Consider the following 21,838-nt stretch of genomic DNA (forward strand, 5'->3'; position numbering starts at 1 on the left):
AGGTGATACGGGCCGTCTACGGACGGCGGATCGCGTCGGCGGCGGCCGTGGCGGCCGGGCCGGCGGCCAGCTCCGTTTCCAGCAGCTGCTTGCCGAGCAGCTCGGGGTCCGGGAGCTCCATCGGGTACTCGCCGTCGAAGCAGGCGCGGCACAGGTTCGGCTTGGCGATGGTGGTCGCCTCGATCATGCCGTCGATGGAGATGTAGGCCAGGGAGTCGGCGCCCAGGGACGTGCCGATCTCGTCGATCGTCATGCCGTTGGCGATGAGCTCGGCGCGGGTCGCGAAGTCGATGCCGAAGAAGCAGGGCCACTTCACGGGCGGCGAGGAGATCCGGATGTGGACCTCGGCGGCGCCCGCCTCGCGCAGCATGCGGACCAGGGCCCGCTGGGTGTTGCCGCGCACGATCGAGTCGTCGACGACGACCAGGCGCTTGCCCTTGATGACTTCCTTCAGCGGGTTCAGCTTCAGACGGATGCCCAGCTGGCGGATGGTCTGCGAGGGCTGGATGAAGGTGCGCCCGACGTAGGCGTTCTTCACCAGGCCGTTGCCGAAGGGGATGCCGGAGGCCTCCGCGTAGCCGATGGCGGCGGGGGTGCCGGACTCCGGCGTCGCTATCACCAGGTCCGCCTCGACCGGGGCCTCCTTCGCCAGCTTGCGGCCCATCTCCACGCGGGAGAGGTACACGTTCCGGCCGGCGATGTCGGTGTCGGGGCGGGCCAGGTACACGTACTCGAAGACACAGCCCTTGGGCTTCGCGTCCGCGAATCGGGAGGTCCTGAGGCCGTTCTCGTCGATGGCGACGAACTCGCCCGGCTCGATCTCGCGGACGTAGCTGGCGCCGCAGATGTCGAGGGCGGCGGACTCGGAGGCGACGACCCAGCCGCGCTCCAGCCGGCCGAGGACCAGCGGGCGGATGCCCTGCGGGTCGCGGGCCGCGTACAGGGTGTGCTCGTCCATGAAGACGAGCGAGAAGGCGCCTCTGACCTGCGGGAGGACCGTGTGTGCGGCCTCCTCGATGGTCAGCGGCTTGCCGTCCTCGTCGACCTGGGCCGCCAGGAGCGCGGTGAGCAGGTCGGTGTCGTTGGTCGCCGCGACGCGCGGGGTGCGGCCGCCTTCCTGCTTGGGCAGGTCGGCGACCATCTCGGCGAGCTGGGCGGTGTTGACGAGATTGCCGTTGTGGCCGAGCGCGATGGATCCGTGTCCGGTCGCGCGGAAGGTCGGCTGGGCGTTCTCCCAGACGGAGGCACCGGTGGTCGAGTAGCGGGCGTGTCCGACCGCGATGTGACCCTGGAGCGAACCGAGGGAGGTCTCGTCGAAGACCTGGGAAACCAGGCCCATGTCCTTGAAGACGAGGATCTGGGAGCCGTTGCTGACCGCGATTCCCGCGGATTCCTGGCCTCGATGCTGGAGGGCGTAGAGCCCGAAGTACGTGAGCTTGGCGACCTCTTCGCCCGGAGCCCAGACACCGAAGACGCCACAAGCGTCCTGGGGGCCCTTCTCACCGGGGAGCAGGTCGTGGTTGAGTCGTCCGTCACCACGTGGCACGCCACCGAGTGTAGGCGAGGTCGACCACTGGTCCGAATTGGGGATACCGGACTTTCCGGTGGATCACCGCTCGGCGACCGCTCGCGCACTCGTACCGTTTTCGCTGGTCAGCGTGAGGGTTTGGTGATCGACTCCGTACTTCAGCTTTCCGTCGAAAAGACGCAGCAGCTTCTTCTCGACGTCCATGAGTGAGTCTTCGCACATCATTCGGGTCGTGGCGGGTGGGCCGAGGGTGATATGGCCGTCGCGGACCGTGGCCTTGGCGTTCACCTTGTTGCAGCCGAGGCTGCCGGAGACGGTGCCCTTCTTCTCGTCGAAGGTGAGGTGGGCCCGGCCGTCGGCGTCCGGGGTCGTGACGGTCCACTGGGTGCCGGCCAGCGGGGCGTCCTTCGCCTCGCTCAGACGGACGGTGTCGCCCCGGTCGGTGGTGAGGGTGAGGCGGTCGTCGTCCACCGTCGCCTTCAGCTCCTGCTCGGAGAGGGCGCGCGCGAGGGTCGTCTCGAACTCCATCGGCATGTTCTCGCAGGCCATCTCGGTGGCCCTGGTCTTGCCGAGCCGCACGCGGTCGCCGTCGACGGTGGCCTCGGCGCTGAAGTGGTTGCAGCCGAGGCTGCCTTCGGCCCGGCCCCGGTCGATGGTCACGTGGGCGCCGGCCGGGGCCTTCTGCGTCCTGCCGTCCGCGGTGACGCTGTCCACGCTCCACCGCACACCGGTGACCTGCTCGCCGGCACCGACCGAGCCGCTGCCGCCGTCCGCCTTCTCACTGCCACAGGCCGCCATGAGCGGGACGAGCATGGCGGCGGCCGTCAGGGTCATGCGCTGCTTCTGCCTGTCCATGCCACTTCGACGGGGGACCCGGGGGGATCGGTTCCCCTTAGCGCAGCAGGGGCAGGCAGCCCGACAGGTCCGCCCGCTCCCCGCTGGCGCTGACCTTGGCGTCCTGGAGCGCCGACGCCCAGGTGACCCGTCCGGTCGCCAGCCGGATCCAGGTCAGCGGGTCCGTCTCCACGACGTTGGGCGGGGTGCCCCGGGTGTGCCGCGGTCCCTCCAGGCACTGCACCACCGCGTACGGCGGCACCCGCACCTCCGTCGATCCGCCGGGCGCCTTCGCGGCGAGCGCGTCGGCCAGGAGCCGGGTGCAGGCGGCGAGGGCCTGACGGTCGTAGGGGATGTCCAGGCCGGGGACGGCGGCGTTGAGGTCGTCGGTGTGGACGACGAGTTCGACGGTGCGCGTGACGAGGTAGTCGGCCAGGGGCAGGGCGCCGGCGCTGGTGGCGAGGAGCCGGGTGCCGGGGTGGGCCTCGAGGCCGGCGGTGAAGCGCTCCTCGGTGGCCGCGAGGTGGGCGACGGGATCCGGGTGGGTCTCGGCCAGTTCGCGGGCGTGGGCGGCGATGTCCGGCGCGTCGGCCGCTATCGCGGAGGGCCAGTCGAGGAGTGTGCCGTCCTGCTCGGCCGGTTCCGGCAGTCCGGTCAGCCGGGACACCGCCCCGAGGCTCATCCCGACGTGGGCCGTCAGGTCCCGTACGGTCCAGTCGCCCAGCCGGGTGGGCAGGGCGAAATGCTCGGGGGTGAGGCCGGCGACAGCGTCCCGTACGTGCCCGAACTGTGCGAGCACCGCCGCGCGGATCTTGGCGGGGTCGTAGCTGCGGGTGCGTTTCCTGGCCGGTGGCATGGGGGCCAGCCTAAGTGCGGGCGGTGACAGGGGGAGCCGCCTCGAAGACCTCTCCGTTCCGGGGCACCCCGATGCCCCGCCAGGTGAAGGGGACGCCCCGGGCCGCGTCCGGGTCCGGGCCGTCCATCAACTGGAAGTGCAGGTGCGGTTCGGAGGAGTTGCCGGAGTTGGGGCGCCGAACGCCGGGAAGTCCCGGGGCCGGCGGGCGAGCGGCCAGAACCAGCCGAAGGACGGGCGGGCGCCCGGCTCGGGCTCGGCGAGGACGTCGATGGCGTACGTCTGCCCGTGGGCGTGCACACCGTGGCTCGGGGTGCGGTCGGCCGGGCTGTTCAGCGCGGACCAGCGCCCGGTGACGGGCGCGGCGACCTCCAGGGGCTCACGGGCGACGCCGGGGTCGTCCGGTGCGCCGCCCCAGCGGTTGGTGACGGTGACCACGACGTAGGCCAGGGCCAGGGGCAGGAAGTCCCACCAGACCGCATAGTCCCAGCCGGTCAGGACGTGGACGATCACCATCCCGGCGAAGGCCAGCTGAAGCCCTCGGAAGGCTGTCGTGCCGAGCTTGCGTGCGGACATGTCCGTCCCCCTCGTTCCGTCGCTGCTACGGGCGGGTCGTCGCCAGTGCCACCAGCAGCGGTACGACCCGGGCCGGTGGCACCTCGTGGCGGCCGCGGCCGGTCGTGTGGAGCCAGCCCGTGGCGGTGAGCTGGCGCAGGTGGTGGTAGATCTGGCCGGTCGTGCCGACCTCGTCCATCCCGGCGAGTTCGGCGGCGGTGCGCCGGCCGCCGAGGATCTCGCGCAGCAGCCGGAGACGGACCGGGTGGCCGAGGGCCGCGAACGACTCGGCGGCCGTGGTCCAGTCGCTCTCCAGCAGGTCCTCCGTGAGGACGGTCATCTGCCAGGAGTACTCCTCGCCCGTCGGCAGGCCCACGGAGCCCGTGTAGAGGACACCGCCGTCGGCCGCCTCCGCCCCGGACAGCTGCTCCTGCAGCCCGTTCAGCGCCCAGAAGTCGCCCCCGACGACGCGGGGGCCGGTGCTCCGGGTGCCCTCCAGGACCGCCAGACGGCGTTCGAGCTCAGCGACGCGTTGTTCCAGGTCCATTTCTCAGAGATTACGGAACTACGTAATTACATGCAAGGGTGGGAGGCGCAACCTCCGTCCGGACACGGCGAAGCCCCCGCCCGGTGGACCGGGCGGGGGCTTCCCTGCGGTGCCTACTTCAGCAGCGCCGGGATCGTGCCCTCGTGCGCCTCGCGCAGCTCGGACAGGGGCAGGGCGAACTCGCCCTGGACGTCCACGGTGTCGCCGTCGACGACGCCGATGCGGGTGGCCGGCAGGCCCCGCGCACCGCACATGTCGTTGAAGCGGACCTCTTCCGAGCGCGGTACGGCCACGACCGCGCGGCCCGCCGACTCCGAGAAGAGGAAGGTGAAGGCGTCCAGACCGTCCGGGACGATCAGACGGGCGCCCTTGCCGCCGAGCAGGGCCGACTCGACGACCGCCTGGATCAGACCGCCGTCGGACAAGTCGTGCGCGGAGTCGATCATGCCGTCGCGGGACGCGGAGATCAGGATCTCGGCCAGCAGCCGCTCCCGCTCCAGGTCGACCTTGGGCGGCAGGCCGCCGAGGTGGTCGTGGATCACCTGGGACCAGGCCGAGCCGCCGAACTCCTCGCGGGTGTCGCCGAGGAGGTAGAGCAGCTGGCCCTCCTCCTGGAAGGCGACCGGGGTGCGGCGGGCGACGTCGTCGATGACGCCCAGGACCGCGACGACCGGGGTCGGGTGGATGGCGGCCTCGCCCGTCTGGTTGTAGAGCGAGACGTTGCCGCCGGTCACGGGCGTGCCGAGCTGCTGGCAGGCGTCCGCCAGACCGCGCACGGCCTCCGCGAACTGCCACATCACCGCCGGGTCCTCGGGCGAGCCGAAGTTCAGGCAGTCGGAGACGGCCAGCGGCCTGGCGCCGGTGGTGGCGACGTTGCGGTACGCCTCCGCCAGGGCCAGCTGGGCGCCGTGGTACGGGTCGAGCTTGGCGTACCGGCCGTTGCCGTCCGTGGCGATGGCCACACCGAGGCCGGTCTCCTCGTCGATCCGGATCATGCCGGAGTCCTCGGGCTGGGCGAGGACGGTATTGCCCTGCACGAAGTGGTCGTACTGGCTGGTGATCCAGGACTTGGAGGCCTGGTTCGGGGAGGCGACCAGCTTCAGGACCTGGTCCCTCAGCTCCTCGGAGGTCACCGGGCGCGGCAGCTTGTTCGCGTCGTCCGCCTGGAGGGCGTCCTGCCAGTCGGGACGGGCGTACGGGCGCTCGTAGACCGGGCCCTCGTGCGCGACCGTGCGCGGGTCGACGTCGACGATCTTGCCGCCGTGCCAGTAGATCTCCAGGCGGTCGCCGTCGGTCACCTCACCGATGACGGTGGCGATGACGTCCCACTTCTCGCAGATCTCCAGGAAGCGGTCGACCTTCCCGGGCTCGACGACCGCGCACATGCGCTCCTGCGACTCGCTCATGAGGATCTCCTCGGGCGAGAGCGTGGAGTCGCGCAGCGGGACGTCGTCCAGGGTGACGCGCATGCCGCCGGAGCCGTTGGAGGCCAGCTCGCTCGTGGCGCAGGACAGGCCGGCGGCGCCGAGGTCCTGGATGCCGACGACCAGCTTCTCGGCGAAGGCCTCCAGGGTGCACTCGATGAGGAGCTTCTCCTGGAAGGGGTCGCCGACCTGCACGGCCGGGCGCTTCGAGGGCTTGGCGTCGTCGAAGGTCTCGGAGGCCAGGATCGAGGCGCCGCCGATGCCGTCGCCGCCGGTGCGGGCCCCGTACAGGATGACCTTGTTGCCCGCGCCGGACGCCTTCGCGAGGTGGATGTCCTCGTGGCGCATGACGCCGATGGCACCGGCGTTGACCAGCGGGTTGCCCTGGTAGCAGGCGTCGAAGACGACCTCGCCGCCGATGTTGGGCAGGCCCAGGCAGTTGCCGTAGCCGCCGATGCCCGCGACGACACCCGGCAGCACGCGCTTGGTGTCGGGGTGGTCGGCCGCGCCGAAGCGCAGCGGGTCGACGACCGCGACCGGGCGGGCGCCCATCGCGATGATGTCGCGGACGATGCCGCCGACACCGGTGGCCGCGCCCTGGTAGGGCTCGACGTACGACGGGTGGTTGTGCGACTCGACCTTGAAGGTGACCGCGTAGCCCTGGCCGACGTCCACGACACCGGCGTTCTCACCGATGCCGACGAGCATCGCGTCGGACTGCGGGGCCTTCTCGCCGAACTGGCGCAGGTGCACCTTGCTGCTCTTGTACGAGCAGTGTTCGGACCACATGACCGAGTACATGGCGAGCTCGGCCCCGGTGGGCCGGCGGCCGAGGATCTCCACGACCCGCTCGTACTCGTCCTTCTTCAGGCCCAGTTCGGCCCAGGGCAGCTCGACGTCGGGGGTCGCGGCCGCGTGCTCGACCGTGTCCAGAGGCGTCCGGCTCATGCGTTGACCAGCTTCTTGAGGATCGAGGTGAAGAACGGGAGGCCGTCGGTGCGGCCGGTGCCGATCAGCGGCTCGACGGCGTGCTCGGGGTGCGGCATGAGGCCGACCACGTTGCCGGCCTCGTTGGTGACGCCGGCGATGTCCCGCTGCGAGCCGTTGGGGTTGAAGTCGAGGTACCGGAAGGCGACACGGCCCTCGGCCTCCAGCTTGTCGAGCGTGTACGTGTCGGCGACGTACTGCCCGTCGTTGTTCTTCAGCGGGATGTGGATCTCCTGGCCGGCCGAGTAGTCGGTGGTCCAGGCGGTCCCGGCGTTCTCCACCCGCAGCTTCTGGTCGCGGCAGATGAAGTGCAGGTGGTCGTTGCGCAGCATCGTGCCCGGCAGCAGGTGGGCCTCGGTGAGGATCTGGAAGCCGTTGCAGATGCCGAGGACCGGCAGACCGGCCTTCGCCTGCTCCAGCAGGGGCTCCATCACCGGCGAGAAGCGGGCGATGGCCCCGGCGCGCAGATAGTCGCCGTAGGAGAAACCACCACACAGCACCACGGCGTCGACCTGCTTGAGGTCCTTGTCCTTGTGCCACAGGGCGACCGGCTCGGCGCCCGCGACGCGGATCGCGCGCTGGGTGTCACGGTCGTCCAGGCTGCCGGGAAAAGTGACGACGCCAATACGAGCGGTCACTTCGCGGCCTCCGCGACTTCCTCGACCCGGATCGTGAAGTCCTCGATCACGGTGTTCGCGAGGAAGGACTCCGCAAGATCATGAATGCGGGCGAGGGCGGCCTCGTCGACCGGCCCGTCAACTTCCAGTTCGAAACGCTTTCCCTGGCGGACGTCCGAGATCCCGTCGAAACCCAGCCGCGGCAGTGCGCGCTGCACCGCCTGGCCCTGGGGGTCGAGGATCTCCGGCTTGAGCATGACGTCGACTACGACGCGTGCCACTGGCACTCCCGGTGTGTGGTGCTGAGCAGGTTCCTTCAGACTACCCGCACAAAATTTCTACGCGCGTTGACTTGTAGGAAACTACGTGACCGTCATCACGATCCGGCATCGACGGACCCACACACGAAATTTTCGGGAAAGATCCCGGATCGACACCCGGCACCTATTGCCTTCTGACACGCGGAAGGATTTAGTCGGGCTTCACAATGTATTGCCAGGCACTGTACAAATGAATTGGCAAAGTGCCGCATGAAGGGACCGATATTCGTGGCGCAGAAGGTCGTGGTCACTCTCTTTGACGACATCGACGGCTCGGAAGCGGCGGAAACGATCGCCTTCGGGCTGGACGGCAAGTCGTACGAGATCGACCTGAGCGAAGGCAACGCCGGAGAACTGCGGAAGGCACTCGCGCCCTACGTGGAGGCCGGCCGCAAGCGGTCCCGCTCGGGCAAGGCGTACCGGCAGACGGAGGTCGCCCCCGACCCGTCGGCCGTGCGCGCCTGGGCGCAGGCCAACAAGATGGAGGTCCCCGCGCGCGGGCGCATCCCCAAGAAGGTCTACGAGGCGTTCACCGCCGCGCAGTGACGGCCCGTCGAGCCCGGGCCGATGCCCGGTCACCCGCCCCTCGCGGCAGCCGACTTGCGCAGCACCCCTGCTGATCAGCTAGAGTCTGGAGCACGCCGAGGGGCGAGGCCGAAAGGCCCAGCTCACGGAAACATGCGGGTGTAGTTCAGTAGTAGAACATCCCCCTTCCAGGGGGAAGGCGCAGTGTGCGATTCCTGTCACCCGCTCTGCATCGCCGTACCGGCCACTGTTGTGGATCAGGTAGGCTGGTGCCGCACCGGTCAGTGAGAGCTGATCGAGAGCAATTGCGGACGTAGCTCAGTTGGTAGAGCGCAACCTTGCCAAGGTTGAGGTCGCGAGTTCGAACCTCGTCGTCCGCTCGGGAAAGAAGCCCCGGTCCATCAGGACCGGGGCTTCTTCGTGTGGGGCTCCCCGCTTCTGACATTTGTCATGCCGAGTGATGACAGCGCGCACTGCCTCCGGTCCCGCCCGGCCGGGACGCTTGACGCATGGAAACCAGCGGACACGAACACGTGATTGAGGTCACCGACCTGCGACGTGTGTACGGGGGCGGGTTCGAGGCGGTACGCGGAATCAGCTTTTCCGTCCGGCGCGGGGAGATCTTCGCGCTGCTCGGCACCAACGGCGCGGGCAAGACCTCGACCGTCGAACTCCTGGAGGGACTCGCGCAGCCCGCCGGCGGACGGGTACGGGTCCTCGGGCACGACCCCTACGCCGACCGGGCCGCCGTGCGGCCCCGCACCGGCGTGATGCTCCAGGAAGGCGGCTTCCCCTCCGAGCTCACCGTCGCCGAGACCGCCCGGATGTGGGCGGGATGCGTGAGCGGGGCCCGCCCGCCGGCCGAGGTACTGGCGCTGGTCGGCCTGGACTCCAAGGCCGGCACCCGGGTCAAACAGCTGTCCGGCGGCCAGCGGCGGCGCCTCGACCTGGCGCTCGCCCTGCTCGGCGACCCCGAGGTGCTCTTCCTCGACGAGCCCTCCACCGGCCTGGACGCCGAAGGCCGCAGGGCCACCTGGGAACTGGTGAGCGCGCTGCGCGACGGCGGGACGACCGTGCTGCTGACCACGCACTACCTGGAGGAGGCCGAGATCCTCGCCGACCGGCTCGCGATCATGCACGAGGGCCGGATCGCCACCACCGGGACCCCGGCCGAGGTGACCGCCACCGAGCCGTCGCGGATCTCCTTCGAACTGCCCGACGGCTACTTCGTCGGCGATCTGCCCCCGCTCGGCGAACTGGGCGTGACCGGCCACGAGACCGACGGCCGGACCGTCCGGCTGTCGACCCGCGAACTGCAGCGCACGGCCACCGCACTGCTGGTGTGGGCCGAGCGGAACAGGGTCGAGCTGCGCCGCCTGGACGTGCGCTCGGCCTCCCTGGAGGAGGCGTTCCTCAACATCGCCAAGAACGTCTCCGCGGAGCAGCCCGGCGGCGTGACGACGAAGGAGTACGCGGCATGAGCGCCATCCGCACGACGCCCCGCCCGGCAGCGGCGGCGACGACCCCGCTGAGCCGGATGACCGCGCTCGCCCGCGCAGAACTGACGCTCCTGGGGCGGACCCGGGGCGCGCTCGTCGCCGCGCTGTTCGTGCCGCTGGTGATGCCGGTCAGCGTGCGGTCGGCGGCGGAGGAGATGGACCTCGCCGGGGCGGGGCTGAGCATCGGCACGCTGGTGCTGCCCGCCGCGGTCGGCTTCTCCCTGCTGTTCGCCGTCTACTCGGTGCTCGTCGGCGTGTTCGTCGTCCGGCGTGAGGAGCTCGTCCTCAAGCGGCTGCGCACCGGCGAGCTGACGGACGTCGAGATCCTGGCCGGTTCCTCGCTGCCGGCCGCCCTCACCGGGCTGGCGCAGTGCCTGCTGCTGACGGCGGGCTGCGTCGCCCTGCTGGACCTGTCCGCGCCGTCGGCGCCCCATCTGGTCGTGCTCGGCCTGCTGTTGGGGCTCGTGATGTGCTCCGCCCTCGCCGCGGCCACCGCCGGCTTCACCCGGACCGGCGAGAGCGCCCAGGCCACGCCCATGCCGCTGCTGCTGGTCTCGATGATCGGCTCCGGCATGTTCTGGCCGCTGGAGCTCATGCCGGACCGCGTGGCCTCCGTCTGCGAGCTGCTGCCCCTGACGCCGGTCGTCACACTGGTGCGCGGCGGCTGGACCGGAGACCTTTCCGCGTACGAGGCACTGGGCGCTCTCGCGACCGCCGTGGCCTGGATCCTCATCGCGGTGTTTGCTGTACGGCGGTGGTTCCGCTGGGAACCGCGCCGCTGACCGAGGGGGAGTGACGGGCCGATGCGCATGCCGGGCAGGTGGTGGCGGCACAAGAGCACGCCGGAGAAGGTCGAGACGTACACGCGGTGGTCGTTCCACTTCTTCGCGGTGATGGAGTTCTTCTCCGCCGGGCTCACGTCCGTGGCCCCGCTCGGGGCGCGCCTCGGCGGTGCCGTCATGCTGGTGGTCGCCGTGCACGCCGCCCTCTGCTTCGTGACCGTGTCACGGGCGGTCGACTGGACGCGCGGGCGCAGGCCCCAGCCCACCGGACTCATGTGGACGCTGGGCGCCGCCACCGCCGCGATCGCCGCCGCCGCGCTCGCCCTCGCCGAGCACGGACCCCACCGCGAGGAGGTCGACACCGCCGCCGGTGGGGTCTTCGGGGTGATCCTGATCTTCGGTCCGGGCATCATCGCGCTCGGCGTCCGCTCGCGACGGCGCGCGTTCGGCATCTCGGGCGGTTTCGCGGCAGGCACCTTGGTGGTGGCCCTGGCCCTCGGCGCCCCCGCCCTCACGGCGCTCTTCACGGCGCTGATCGTGCTGATCGGCGGCGTGTTCATCGCCTTCACGGCCGTCTTCTCGGTGTGGCTGCTGAACGCCGTCTACGAACTCGACGAGGCTCGCGAGACCCGGACCCGGCTCGCCGTCGCCGAGGAACGGCTGAGGTTCGGGCGGGACCTGCACGACGTCATGGGGCGCAACCTCGCCGTGATCGCCCTGAAGAGCGAGCTGGCCGTGCAGCTGGCCCAGCGGGGACGCCCCGAGGCCGTGTCGCAGATGGTCGAGGTGCAGCGGCTCGCGCAGGAGTCGCAGCGGGAGGTGCGGGAGGTCGTGCGCGGCTACCGGGAGGCCGACCTCGGCGCGGAACTCGCCGGTGCGCAAGGGGTGCTGGCGGCCGCCGGCATCGACTGCACGGTCGGCGGGTCACCGGCCGCCGGCCTGCCGCCCGCGGTGCAGTCCGCCCTGGGGTGGGTGGTGCGGGAGGCCGTGACCAACGTGCTGAGGCACGGGGACGCGCGGCGGTGTGCGGTGCGACTGAGGGTGTTGGAGGGGCTGGTGGTGTTGTCCGTGGAGAACGACGGGGTGACCGAAGCGGGGGCGGAGTCCGGGTCCGGGCCGTCCGGCTCGGGACTCGCCGGGCTGCGGGAGCGGCTGGCGGTGATCGACGGGACGCTGGAGGCCGGTCCCGCGGGGCAGGGGCTGTTCCGGTTGACGGCGGAGATTCCGCTGCCGTCGCGGTCCAGCCCTTCCGGCGCTGTCCCGGCCGTTGCCGCGCGGCGCCCTGTGAGCGAGGTCTCATCATGACGGCCGTGGAGCCCGTCCGGCTGCTGCTCGCCGACGACGAACACCTCATCCGGGGGGCGCTCGCCGCCCTGCTGTCGCTGGAGGACGACCTCGTCGTCGTCGCCGAGGCCGCCACCGGCCCCGAGGCGCTGGCCATGGCCCGGGCCCACAAGCCCGACGTCGCCGTGCTGGATCTCCAGATGCCCGGGGCCGACGGTGTGAAGGTCGCCACATCCCTGCGGACCGAACTGCCCGGGTGCAAGGTGCTCATCGTCACCGGTCACGGGCGGCCCGGCCATCTGAAGCGGGCCCTGGCGGCCGGAGTGCGGGGGTTCGTGCCGAAGACCGTGAGCGCGCAGCGGCTGGCGGAGCTCATCCGGACCGTGCACGCCGGGAACCGTTACGTCGACCCGGAGTTGGCCGCCGACGCGATCGCCGCCGGGGACTCGCCGCTGACCGCGCGGGAGGCCGAGGTGCTGGAACTCGCCGCCGACGGGGCACCCGTCGCGGAGATCGCGGAGCGGGCCGCGCTGTCGCAGGGCACCGTGCGGAACTATCTGTCGTCGGCCGTGTCGAAGCTCGGTGCGGAGAACCGGCATGCGGCGGTACGGCTCGCGCGGGAGCGAGGTTGGGTATAGTGGTTCTCGCGCCACGGCGCATGCGAACGTAGCTCAGTTGGTAGAGCGCAACCTTGCCAAGGTTGAGGTCGCGAGTTCGAACCTCGTCGTTCGCTCCATCGAGAAGCCCCCCGGTTCCGGCCGGGGGGCTTCTTCGTGTCCCTAGGTCCAGCTCGTGCCGGTCAGGCGCTCGTACGCCTCGACGTACTTGGCTCGGGTGGCGTCGACGACCTGCTGGGGCAGGGCGGGCGGGGGCTGCTCGCTCTTGCGGTCCCAGCCGGACTCCGGCGAGGTCAGCCAGTCCCGGACGAACTGCTTGTCGTACGACGGCTGCGCCCGGCCCGGCTGCCACTGGCCGGCCGGCCAGAAGCGGGAGGAGTCCGCGGTGAGGACCTCGTCGGCGAGGACCAGATCGTCGCCGTCGAAGCCGAACTCGAACTTCGTGTCGGCCAGGATGATGCCCCGTTCCCGGGCGATGTCCCGGCCGCGGGAGTAGACCGCGAGGGTCGCCTGGCGCAGCCGGGCCGCGGTGTCCGCGCCGACCTGGCGGGCGACCTCCTCGTACGAGACGTTCTCGTCGTGCTCGCCGACGGCGGCCTTGGTGGCCGGGGTGAAGATCGGGGCGGGCAGTTCACTGCCGTCGGTCAGGCCTTCCGGCAGGGCGAGGCCGCAGACCGTGCGCGTCTCGTTGTACTCGGCGAGGCCCGAGCCGGTGAGGTAGCCACGGGCCACGCACTCCACGGGGACCATCTGCAGCGACTTGCAGACCAGCGTGCGGCCCGCCCAGTCGGCGGGGGCGCCGTCGGGCAGATCCGTGCTCAGGACGTGGTTCGGGACCAGGTCGGCGAGCCGCTCGAACCACCACAGCGAGAGCTGCGTGAGGATCCGGCCCTTGTCGGGGATCTCGGTCGGCAGCACCCAGTCGTAGGCGGAGATGCGGTCGCTGGCGACCATCACGAGGTCGCCCGCCTCGTTCCGGTACAGCTCGCGCACCTTGCCGGTGTGCAGATGCACCAGACCCGGAACCTGGATCGGCTCGGGCTTTTCGACGAATCCGGACACGGTTCCTCCCCGTGGTTCTGTCCAAGTGGCTCGATTCTCCCGTATACGAGCCCGCTCCCGGACATGGGGTCAGTCGCGTTTGCAGATGCGGTCCAGCAGATTCGCGGTGGCGCGCTGGATACGCGTGTCGACGTGGCCGGGGCGGTCCAGGGCCGGGGACCAGGCGAACGTTCCTGCTGCGAAGACCCAGGCCCCGGAGGGCGCGCGGTACAGGGACGTCTCCTGGTGGCGGAGCGTGCCCTCCCTGTCGGTGTACGGGGAGTGCGCGAGCAGGATCCGCTCCTCGTGCCCGGGCAGCGCGGTGCGCGGGAAGTAGCGGTCGGCCTCGCCCGCCACCAGGTTCTCGATCTCGTCGCCCTCGTGCGCCCCCGTGGCCTCCCACAGCCAGTGCCCGGCGTTGCGCACGATCAGCGGGTGCGGCTCGGGGACGGGCCCGGCGTACTGGATGCCCAGGAGCTGCTGTTCCGCCCGGTCGATCTCCCGCCACAGCACCGGCTTGCCCGGACCCCTGCGCTTGCGGCAGGTCAGCAGCCGGTCGGGAACGCCGGAGGGGGACGGGCCGAGCTCCACCTGCCAGTACATGGAGTTGGCGGAGAGGAAGACCAGCGAGGTGCCGGCGTCGCGGCCGAGCTCCACGGCTTTGCGCATGGCGGCCGACCAGTACTCGTCGTGGCCCGGGAAGACCAGGCCTCGGTAGCGGGCGGGGTCGACGCGGCCCGCGTGCAGGTCACTGGCCGTGGCGTAGGCGACGTCGTAGCCGTAGCGCTCGGCCCAGCGGATGACGTCGTAGGCGTGACCGACGTGGAGCGGGAGGCCCGCGCCCGCGTAGGGGCGGTCGAACGACACCGTCGTGGCCGCGTCGGACTCGCCCAGCAGCCGGCCCTCGTCGTCCCACGCGTGGTAGAGGCTGGCGCCCGTGCGGCCGTCCTCCGGGTAGAGGTTGTACGCCTGCCAGGTGACGTCGGGCAGCACGAGCAGCAGGTCGGCGGGCTGGTCGTGGCGGACCGTGAACGGGACGTGGGAGCGGTAGCCGTCGGCGGTGGTGAGGACGGCGACGTACGCGCCGATGTTCCAGTACGAGGGGACCTGCAGCCGCCAGGACAGCCACCAGTGGTGGCAGGAGACCGTACGGTCCGCGGCGAGCGGCGCGGGCTGGACGATGCCGGACAGCCGCGGGCTGGTGGTGATCTTCGCGGCGCCGTCACCGCCGTAATGGCCGATGCGGTAGATGTCGACGGCGAACTGCTGCGGCGGGTCCACCGTGATGTGGAAGTCGATGGCCTCACCGGGCGCCACCGCGCCGGTGGAGGTGAAGCCCTTGATCTGACGGTGCACGTCGTCGGCCGCGCGGGGGCCGCCCGACCGGCTGCCCTTCTTCGACGGGTGGGGGGCGTCCTGGTCCACGTACCAGGGGACGACCTGGCCCGAGTCGTCGAAGTACGTCACGTTGCCGCGCAGCCACGGAACGGGGCCCTGTCCGAAGGGGTCCGTCACGGCGTGCGCCAGCGCCCCCGACTCCCAGCGGCGGATCTGCTCCGAACCCATGGTCGTCTCCCCTCCCCATCGCCCCCGTGGTGATGCCTGCCGGTGTGGTGATGCCTGCTGGTGTGGTGCATGCGACGCGTTCACGCCTATGTGTTTGTCGTATGTCGCACGCGCTTGCCATGCACGCGAACGGTCCAAGCACATCACATAACGCGCGCAGTTCGTCACTGTTCGTTTTGAATTGGCCAGAACCGGAAGTGGGTGCTCCGGTGGGTCAGCCGAGGCGGACCGGCTTCTCCGGGCGTATGCCGAGCTGGGACAGCCAGATCCGCAGCGACGTGGCGTCGCCGTCCTCGATGAGCGACAGGACCATGGGTGCCAGATCGGCCGTGCGCTCGCCGTCGACGAGGAGGGTCGGGCCGTCCAGCCAGTCCAGGCCGGGCGTGGCACCGGCGGTGTCCATCGCGGCGCAGCAGACCATCGCCGTGAGGTGGTCCGCGAGCAGCTCCCTGGCGGTGCGCGGGGGCTGGAGCGGGAAGAGGGGGAGCGCCCGGTCGTCCCAGAGGGCCGTGGGATCGGGGGCGGGGGCCGGAGCGGTGGCGGAGGGTTGTGAGGCCGGTGAGGGGTTCGCCGGGGTGGGGGCGGCCTCCTCCCGGGCCAGTTCGGCGCTGAGCCGGGCCGCGAGCGTGGCGCTGGGGGCCGTCGTACCGGAGAGGTCTTCGTCGTCGAGGGCGTCCGGGGTGTCCGTGTCCGGTCCGGAAGCGGGCGGGTGCGCCGCGGGGGCAGCGGGTGGGCGGTCCGCTGAGGGGTTTCCGGCTCCGGCGTGGGTTCGGGGCTCGGTCGTGTCCACGGAGGTCGCGGCCGTGAGGTGGTCGAGGACACGGGAGAGGGTCGGGGCGTCGGTGGCGGCGGTCGTGGGGCCCGGGGCGGGGCGGACGCCCATCGCGTCCAGGACGCGGTGGAGGCGGGCCGCGTCCAGGCGCCACTTGCGGTCCACGACCTCTTCCGGATACTCGCTCCAGTCCACCGGCGACCAGTCGGGCCCGGGTCCGGCGGGGCCGCCGTGGAAGAGGCGGGCGGCGAGCAGGGACGCGGCCTCGTCGACCGCGCCGGGCTCCTCCAGCAGGTCGCAGGCCGGCCGCTCGCCCAGCCGGGACGCGAACCCCTCGGCCAGGCGGTCGCGCCGGGACAGCTCCGTGAGCGCCGCGACCACACCGGCGTCCAGCCGGGACGGCCAGCGGCCCATCCGCCAGGCGGGCAGCGCCACCCGGGTCAGCAGCCGGTCCCAGCCCGCGTAGGCCAGACCCACCTGTTCCTGGGCGACGATCCGCAGCCCGTAATCCACAGCCTGTGCACGCTCCGCGGCCGCGGCCGCCACGCCCCGCTCCATCTCGGCGGCGTGGATCCGGCAGCTGCGCAGCAGAAGCCGGGCGACCCGGCCGACCCCGGCGAGCACCCACCGCGACACCGGATCGCGGCGGGGCTCCGACGCCACGGCCACCGCCGCGTCCAGGCCCTGGACGAAGCGCCGGGCGGCGGCTATGTCCGGATGGGCCGAGGGGCCCGTGCCGGCGATGACCGGGGCGAGGACCGCGCGCAGCTCGCCGACCCGCATCCACCACAGGAACGGGGAGCCGATGACGAGGACCGGCGCGACGGGCTGCCTGCGTTGTGCCTGCTTGCCCGACCCCGCTATGTCGTGGTGCTCCTCGGCCGGGGGCCGTGCGTGGGACCGGTGGGTGCGGTCCTCCAGCCAGCTGTCGCAGTCCGGGGTGAGCGCTATCGCGGACGGCGCGGGGACGTCCAGGCGGTCGGCCAGGTCGCGCACCATCCGGTACAGGTCGGGGGCCGCCTCCTCGGCGACCGGGACGGTCGGGCTCACGGCGGGCCGGGCCCGGGCGACGACCAGGGCGATCCCGGCGGCGGCGAGCAGCACGAGGGCGGCGGCCGGCGTCAGAACCGCCCGGGCCGTGTCCCAACCCGGACCCCGGAGGCGGTCACCGGCGGCGCCGGCGAGCAGGATCACGGCGACGGCGGCCGGCAGCAGGGCGACAGCCAGGGCACGACTGCGGATGCGCAGCACGGCCAGTGCTCGTGCCCGCGCGATCTGCGCGCCTGCTTCCACACCCATTCCGGTCACGACCGACCTCACCCCCTCCCCGTTGACCCGACGCTTCCCTTGCTCACTCCCCCACTGTGGCACCCGTCCCCGACATCGCAATGCCGGTGGGCCAAGTGCCGGAACGCTTGCGCCGCACCTTAGTTGGGGCTCCACCCCCCGTCAGCCGGATAGGGCATCGGTCACTCGATGGAATGGCTTTGGGGAGAGGTGGATGACGATCGGCGAGCATCGCGCCCCCGCCTCCCGCACATGTCAGGCCCCGGATCCTGAGACGGATCCGGGGCCTGCGGGGTTCATCGGCGGCGGGGTGATTTCCCGCCGCGGGTGGAGGCCGGCGGCGGCGCGTGGGGGTCGGCTCACGCCTGAGCGCCGACGGCACGTGAGGGCCGGTTACGCGCCTGCCGCCTTCGCCGCGATGTCCGTGCGGTGCTGGGAGCCGTCGAGGCGGATGCGGCCGACGGCCGTGTAGGCGCGGTCGCGGGCCTCGGTCAGGTCCTTGCCGGTGGCGGTCACGGACAGGACGCGGCCGCCCGCGCTGACGACGGCGTCCCCCTCCTGGCGGGTGCCGGCGTGCAGCACATACGCGTGCGGGGCGTCCTGCGCGGCGACCTCGTCCAGACCGGTGATCGGGTCACCGGTGCGCGGCGTGCCGGGGTAGTTGTGCGAGGCGACGACCACGGTCACGGCCGCGTCCTCGCTCCAGCGCAGCGGCTCCAGGTGGGCGAGGTTGCCGGTGGCCGCGGCCATCAGCAGACCGGCCAGCGGCGTCTTCAGCCGGGCCAGGACGACCTGCGTCTCGGGGTCTCCGAACCGGGCGTTGAACTCGATCACGCGGACACCCCGGGAGGTGATCGCGAGACCGGCGTAGAGCAGACCGGAGAACGGCGTGCCGCGCCGGTGCATCTCGTCCACGGTCGGCTGCAGCACGGTCTGCAGCACCTCGTCGACCAGCTTCGGGTCGGCCCACGGCAGCGGGGAGTACGCGCCCATGCCGCCGGTATTGGGGCCCTCGTCGCCGTCCAGCGCGCGCTTGAAGTCCTGGGCGGGCTGGAGCGGTACGACCGTCTCACCGTCGGTGACGGCGAACAGGGACACCTCGGGGCCGTCGAGGTACTCCTCGATGACCACGCGCTCGCAGGCCGCCGCGTGGGCCCGGGCCGCTTCGAGGTCGTCGGTGACGACGACACCCTTGCCCGCGGCGAGCCCGTCGTCCTTCACGACGTACGGCGCGCCGAAGGCGTCCAGGGCCGTGTCGACCTCGTCCGGCGTGGTGCAGACGTACGACCGGGCCGTGGGCACCTCGGCCGCCGCCATGACGTCCTTCGCGAAGGCCTTGGAGCCCTCGAGCTGCGCGGCCTGGCCGGACGGGCCGAAGACCGGGATGCCCGCGTCGCGCACGGCGTCGGCGACACCGGCGACCAGCGGGGCCTCCGGGCCGACGACCACGAGTTCGGCGCCGAGACGGGTGGCCAGCGCGGTGACGGCGGCGCCGTCCAGGGCGTCGACCTGGTGCAGCTCGGCGACCTCGGCGATGCCGGCGTTGCCGGGGGCGCAGTGCAGCGCCGTGACGTCGGGGTCGTGGGACAGGGAGTGGCACAGGGCGTGTTCGCGGGCGCCACTGCCGATGACGAGGACCTTCACGGGGGTCAGCCTAACGGGAGCCGCCGGGTTCTCCTTGTGCGGGCTGCCGAAGGGAGGACGGATCTTGAGCTGGAGGTTCCTCCAAGAGGGCCCGGCTTCCCCGCTCTACTCGTTCGTGAACTCCTCGACCACCGTCGCCCCCAGCTCCCGGACGATCAGCTCCTGGCCGGAGAGAGCCGACTCGTCGAGGTCGGGGTCGTCGTCCTCGGGGGTGTCCTCCTCGACGGAGACGTGGCGCCGCTGCGGGGCGGACGGCTGGGGAACGGAGGCGGCGGTCGGCGGGGAAGCCGGAGTGGAGGTCGAGGCGGAGCCGGAGCTGCTCGACTGCTGGGCGGGAGGAGCCGAGGACGCCGACGCGGTGGGGGCGGGGCGCTGGGCCGTCGCCGTACCGCCGCTCGCGTTGTAGCCGCCGCCGGAGTTGTAGCCTCCACCGCCGGCGCCGGGGTTGTAGCCACCGCCGGTACTCTGGCCGCCGCCGGTGTGGGGGACACCACCCCCGCCGAAGCCCGAGGGGCCGCCCGGCGCGGGAGGCGCGGAGCCGCCCGACGGGTCGACGATCGCCTCGATCTTCCACTGGACGTTGAACTGCTCGCCCAGCGCCTGCCGCAGCACGTCCTCGCTGCCACTGCTCAGGAAGTTGTCCCGCGCGCCCGCGTTGACGAAGCCGAGCTGCAGGGTCGTGCCGTCGAAGCCTGCCACCTGGGCGTTCTGGCTGAGCAGGATCCAGGTGAAGCGCCGGCGGTTCTTGACCGCGTCCAAGATGTTCGGCCAGAGCATCCTGGGGTCGAGACCGCCACCGCCCGTGGGAGCGGGGGCGGGAGCCGGGGCCGGGGCCGGGGTGGTCCGGGGCGGAGTGTGGGGCGGGGACGCCGGTGGGTTGTCGGGTCCGGGGGCGGGCGCCGGAGGGGTGTTCGAGGCCGGGGCACCCGAGGCTGCGGTGGGCCAGCCGCCGGGGCGACGGGCGCCGCTTCCTGCGGAGGCGGCGGTGGGCCAGGCGCCGGGGGCGGACGGGGCCTGGGCCGGGGACGGCTGGGCGGGTCCGGCGGGAGCGGGAGTGGATGCGGCCGGGACTTCAGCGGGGGTCGCGGCGGTGCCCGGCCCCTCGGGGGCGGAGGGTCCGCCCTGGGCACCTGCTGCCGGAGCAGGAGACGCGGGAGAGCCGTGGGGCGTCGGAGGAGCGCCCTGGCCCGCCGACGCGGGAGCGGGGCCGGGCGCAGCCGCCGCATGGCCGCCTCCGCCCGCACCGCTGCCGCCGTTGCCCGGTGCTCCGGAGGCACGGACCGCCGCGCGGGCCGCGGCCGGGCCGCCGCCCGGCGGCACCGGTACGCCACCGCCCGCCCGGGACTGGGCTGGGCCGCCCGCCTGGCCCGGTGCGTCCGCCGCACCCGCGTGGCCCTCCGGCCCGGGTACGTATCCCATGGCGGGCATGCCGGCGGGCCCCGCGGAGAAGTTCACACCGCGCTCGATCCGGTCCAGGCGGGCCATCACGGAGCGCTCGTCTCCGTAGGCGGCGGGCAGCAGGACGCGGGCGCAGATCAGTTCGAGCTGGAGGCGGGGCGAGTTGGCGCCGCGCATCTCGGTCAGGCCCTCGTTGACGAGGTCGGCCGCGCGGCTCAGCTCGGCGGGGCCGAAGGTGCCGGCCTGGGCCTGCATGCGCTCGATCACATCGGCGGGGGCGTCGATGAGCCCCTTCTCCGCCGCGTCCGGCACGGCGGAGAGGATCACCAGGTCGCGCAGCCGCTCCAACAGGTCGGCGACGAAACGGCGCGGGTCGTTCCCGCCCTCGATCACACGGTCCACGACCTCGAAGGCCGCGGCACCGTCGCCGGTGGCGAAGGCCTCGACGACGGAGTCGAGGAGGGAGCCGTCGGTGTACCCGAGCAGGGAGGTGGCCATGGCGTACGTCACACCGTCGGCCGCGGCGCCCGCGAGGAGCTGGTCCATGACGGACATGGAGTCACGCACGGACCCGCCGCCCGCCCGCACGACGAGCGGGAGCACACCGTCCTCGACGGGGATGGTCTCCTTCTGGCAGACCTGCCCGAGGTACTCCCGGAGAGTGCCGGGGGGCACGAGCCGGAAGGGGTAGTGGTGGGTCCGTGACCGGATCGTCCCGATGACCTTCTCGGGCTCGGTGGTCGCGAAGATGAACTTGAGGTGCTCCGGCGGCTCCTCGACGACCTTCAGCAGCGCGTTGAAACCGGCCGACGTGACCATGTGGGCCTCGTCGATGATGTAGATCTTGTACCGGCTGCGGGCCGGACCGAAGAAGGCCTTCTCACGCAGGTCACGGGCGTCGTCCACGCCACCGTGGGAAGCGGCGTCGATCTCGATGACGTCGATGGAACCGGGGCCGTTGCGGGCGAGGTCCTGACAGGACTGGCACTCGCCGCACGGCGTGGGCGTGGGCCCCTGCTCGCAGTTCAGACACCGGGCCAGGATCCGCGCGCTGGTCGTCTTGCCACAGCCGCGCGGCCCGCTGAACAGGTACGCGTGGTTGACCCGGTTGTTCCGCAGCGCCTGCTGCAGCGGGTCGGTGACATGCTCCTGCCCGATGACCTCGGCGAAGGTCTCGGGGCGGTAGCGGCGGTACAGAGCGAGAGACGACACGCATACGAGGTTATAGGCGCCCACTGACATCGGGACCGGCCCTGGCCCGGCCCGGCAGATCCGCCCTGGTACATGCGTCCGGCAGAGACCCTCGGCATCCTCGCGTGACATCCGCCCGGCAGACGCCCTCGGCACCCCCGCGGGACATCCGCCCGGGAGATCGGTCCGGGAACGCAGACGCCCCCCACGCACCCGCCAGAGCCAACCTACCCTTGCTGCCTTCCGGCCCTGGGGGAGTTCAGTCAGATAGCGCCGCGTGAGGGGCTGCGCCAAGGCTACCTGATGTCCGGGCCGGGGAACGAGTTCGCGAGCACTCCTCTCGGTCATGTAATGTTTCCGGCGGAGGATTCGCCTAGAGGCCTAGGGCGCACGCTTGGAAAGCGTGTTGGGGGCAACCCCTCACGAGTTCGAATCTCGTATCCTCCGCAGCCGCTGACCAGCGGATATGAGGGCCCCGACCAGATCTTGGTCGGGGCCCTTGTCGTGCCGTGGTCTCAGTTTTGGTCTCAGTTGCCGTGATCGGATCGGTGCGGACCTGGGCGGACG

Annotated in this window: 17 protein-coding genes, 4 tRNA genes, 1 other RNA gene and 1 pseudogene; 9 read left to right on the forward strand and 14 right to left on the reverse strand. The window is 71.9% G+C overall.

Features of this window, described 5'->3' with window-relative positions; all coding sequences use genetic code 11:
- Nucleotides 1-16: 16 nt before the first annotated feature.
- The 8 genes and pseudogenes from purF to purS all read right to left on the reverse strand — a co-directional run bounded on the left by purF (nt 17) and on the right by purS (nt 7,626).
- Nucleotides 17-1,546: an amidophosphoribosyltransferase gene (purF, locus tag AB0937_RS30870; protein WP_361122548.1), complete on the reverse strand. Its 1,530-nt coding sequence runs from the start codon at nt 1,544-1,546 to the stop codon at nt 17-19.
- Between the two features lie 63 nt (nt 1,547-1,609).
- Nucleotides 1,610-2,383, reverse strand: a complete 774-nt coding sequence (locus AB0937_RS30875; protein ID WP_366716260.1) for an META domain-containing protein — start codon at nt 2,381-2,383, stop codon at nt 1,610-1,612.
- Nucleotides 2,384-2,420: 37 nt separating this feature from the next.
- Nucleotides 2,421-3,218 carry a sterol carrier family protein gene (locus AB0937_RS30880; RefSeq protein ID WP_366716262.1) on the reverse strand — a complete coding sequence of 266 codons (798 nt, stop codon included), beginning with the start codon at nt 3,216-3,218 and terminating at the stop codon, nt 2,421-2,423.
- 10 nt (nt 3,219-3,228) lie between these two features.
- Nucleotides 3,229-3,791, reverse strand: a pseudogene (locus AB0937_RS30885) (hypothetical protein).
- A gap of 25 nt (nt 3,792-3,816) precedes the next feature.
- Nucleotides 3,817-4,317, reverse strand: coding sequence for a winged helix-turn-helix domain-containing protein (locus AB0937_RS30890; RefSeq protein ID WP_366716264.1), 501 nt, complete (start codon nt 4,315-4,317; stop codon nt 3,817-3,819).
- Nucleotides 4,318-4,430: 113 nt separating this feature from the next.
- Entirely contained in the window at nt 4,431-6,689 is a 2,259-nt protein-coding gene (gene purL, locus AB0937_RS30895; RefSeq protein ID WP_366716266.1) for a phosphoribosylformylglycinamidine synthase subunit PurL, read from the reverse strand.
- Entirely contained in the window at nt 6,686-7,366 is a 681-nt protein-coding gene (purQ, locus tag AB0937_RS30900; RefSeq protein ID WP_366716268.1) for a phosphoribosylformylglycinamidine synthase subunit PurQ, read from the reverse strand. Before purQ ends, purL begins: the two co-directional genes overlap by 4 nt.
- Nucleotides 7,363-7,626, reverse strand: coding sequence for a phosphoribosylformylglycinamidine synthase subunit PurS (gene purS / locus AB0937_RS30905; RefSeq protein WP_031137820.1), 264 nt, complete (start codon nt 7,624-7,626; stop codon nt 7,363-7,365). Before purS ends, purQ begins: the two co-directional genes overlap by 4 nt.
- Nucleotides 7,627-7,893: 267 nt before the next feature.
- Between purS and AB0937_RS30910 the strand changes: the two genes are divergently transcribed.
- The 8 genes from AB0937_RS30910 (at nt 7,894) to AB0937_RS30945 (ending at nt 12,491) form a co-directional block, all read left to right on the forward strand.
- Nucleotides 7,894-8,211, forward strand: coding sequence for an Lsr2 family protein (locus tag AB0937_RS30910; protein ID WP_234849502.1), 318 nt, complete (start codon nt 7,894-7,896; stop codon nt 8,209-8,211).
- A 134-nt stretch (nt 8,212-8,345) separates the two neighbouring features.
- Nucleotides 8,346-8,417: transfer RNA gene (locus tag AB0937_RS30915), tRNA-Gly, on the forward strand.
- 80 nt (nt 8,418-8,497) lie between these two features.
- Nucleotides 8,498-8,570, forward strand: a tRNA-Gly gene (locus AB0937_RS30920).
- 129 nt (nt 8,571-8,699) lie between these two features.
- The gene (locus tag AB0937_RS30925) at nt 8,700-9,671 is read left to right on the forward strand and encodes an ABC transporter ATP-binding protein (RefSeq protein ID WP_366716270.1); all 972 of its coding nucleotides are present in this window, start codon (nt 8,700-8,702) and stop codon (nt 9,669-9,671) included.
- The gene (locus tag AB0937_RS30930) at nt 9,668-10,471 is read left to right on the forward strand and encodes an ABC transporter permease (RefSeq protein WP_366716272.1); all 804 of its coding nucleotides are present in this window, start codon (nt 9,668-9,670) and stop codon (nt 10,469-10,471) included. Before AB0937_RS30925 ends, AB0937_RS30930 begins: the two co-directional genes overlap by 4 nt.
- Before the next feature lie 21 nt (nt 10,472-10,492).
- On the forward strand, nt 10,493-11,776 hold the full coding sequence (locus tag AB0937_RS30935; RefSeq protein WP_366716274.1) for a sensor histidine kinase: 1,284 nt from the start codon (nt 10,493-10,495) through the stop codon (nt 11,774-11,776).
- Nucleotides 11,773-12,393, forward strand: a complete 621-nt coding sequence (locus AB0937_RS30940; protein ID WP_366716276.1) for a response regulator transcription factor — start codon at nt 11,773-11,775, stop codon at nt 12,391-12,393. Before AB0937_RS30935 ends, AB0937_RS30940 begins: the two co-directional genes overlap by 4 nt.
- 22 nt (nt 12,394-12,415) lie before the next feature.
- Nucleotides 12,416-12,491: transfer RNA gene (locus AB0937_RS30945), tRNA-Gly, on the forward strand.
- Nucleotides 12,492-12,534: 43 nt separating this feature from the next.
- On the opposite strand, the gene AB0937_RS30950 is transcribed toward AB0937_RS30945, so the two are convergent.
- From AB0937_RS30950 to ffs, 6 genes are all read right to left on the reverse strand, one after another.
- Nucleotides 12,535-13,434: a phosphoribosylaminoimidazolesuccinocarboxamide synthase gene (locus tag AB0937_RS30950; RefSeq protein WP_366716278.1), complete on the reverse strand. Its 900-nt coding sequence runs from the start codon at nt 13,432-13,434 to the stop codon at nt 12,535-12,537.
- 69 nt (nt 13,435-13,503) lie between these two features.
- Nucleotides 13,504-14,979, reverse strand: coding sequence for a N,N-dimethylformamidase beta subunit family domain-containing protein (locus AB0937_RS30955; RefSeq protein ID WP_366716280.1), 1,476 nt, complete (start codon nt 14,977-14,979; stop codon nt 13,504-13,506).
- A gap of 214 nt (nt 14,980-15,193) precedes the next feature.
- Nucleotides 15,194-17,050 (reverse strand): hypothetical protein, encoded by a 1,857-nt coding sequence (locus AB0937_RS30960; protein ID WP_366716396.1) that lies wholly within the window; start codon nt 17,048-17,050, stop codon nt 15,194-15,196.
- 381 nt (nt 17,051-17,431) lie between these two features.
- The gene (purD, locus tag AB0937_RS30965) at nt 17,432-18,682 is read right to left on the reverse strand and encodes a phosphoribosylamine--glycine ligase (RefSeq protein ID WP_366716282.1); all 1,251 of its coding nucleotides are present in this window, start codon (nt 18,680-18,682) and stop codon (nt 17,432-17,434) included.
- A 105-nt stretch (nt 18,683-18,787) separates the two neighbouring features.
- On the reverse strand, nt 18,788-21,292 hold the full coding sequence (locus tag AB0937_RS30970) for a DNA polymerase III subunit gamma and tau (protein WP_366716284.1): 2,505 nt from the start codon (nt 21,290-21,292) through the stop codon (nt 18,788-18,790).
- 172 nt (nt 21,293-21,464) lie between these two features.
- An RNA gene (ffs, locus tag AB0937_RS30975) (signal recognition particle sRNA small type) lies at nt 21,465-21,561 on the reverse strand.
- Between the two features lie 72 nt (nt 21,562-21,633).
- Here ffs and AB0937_RS30980 point away from each other — a divergent pair.
- Nucleotides 21,634-21,718: transfer RNA gene (locus tag AB0937_RS30980), tRNA-Ser, on the forward strand.
- Nucleotides 21,719-21,838: the final 120 nt, after the last annotated feature.

The sequence above is a fragment of the Streptomyces sp. NPDC047880 genome (assembly GCF_040706515.1).
Taxonomy (GTDB): domain Bacteria; phylum Actinomycetota; class Actinomycetes; order Streptomycetales; family Streptomycetaceae; genus Streptomyces.

Coding starts and splice junctions, on each gene's coding strand:
- AB0937_RS30875 (WP_366716260.1), bottom strand. CDS start 2,383: ATGGACAGGCAGAAGCAGCGCATGACCCTGACGGCCGCCGCCATGCTC.
- AB0937_RS30880 (WP_366716262.1), bottom strand. CDS start 3,218: ATGCCACCGGCCAGGAAACGCACCCGCAGCTACGACCCCGCCAAGATC.
- AB0937_RS30890 (WP_366716264.1), bottom strand. CDS start 4,317: ATGGACCTGGAACAACGCGTCGCTGAGCTCGAACGCCGTCTGGCGGTC.
- purL (WP_366716266.1), bottom strand. CDS start 6,689: ATGAGCCGGACGCCTCTGGACACGGTCGAGCACGCGGCCGCGACCCCC.
- AB0937_RS30925 (WP_366716270.1), top strand. CDS start 8,700: ATGGAAACCAGCGGACACGAACACGTGATTGAGGTCACCGACCTGCGA.
- AB0937_RS30930 (WP_366716272.1), top strand. CDS start 9,668: ATGAGCGCCATCCGCACGACGCCCCGCCCGGCAGCGGCGGCGACGACC.
- AB0937_RS30935 (WP_366716274.1), top strand. CDS start 10,493: ATGCGCATGCCGGGCAGGTGGTGGCGGCACAAGAGCACGCCGGAGAAG.
- AB0937_RS30940 (WP_366716276.1), top strand. CDS start 11,773: ATGACGGCCGTGGAGCCCGTCCGGCTGCTGCTCGCCGACGACGAACAC.
- AB0937_RS30955 (WP_366716280.1), bottom strand. CDS start 14,979: ATGGGTTCGGAGCAGATCCGCCGCTGGGAGTCGGGGGCGCTGGCGCAC.
- AB0937_RS30960 (WP_366716396.1), bottom strand. CDS start 17,050: ATGGGTGTGGAAGCAGGCGCGCAGATCGCGCGGGCACGAGCACTGGCC.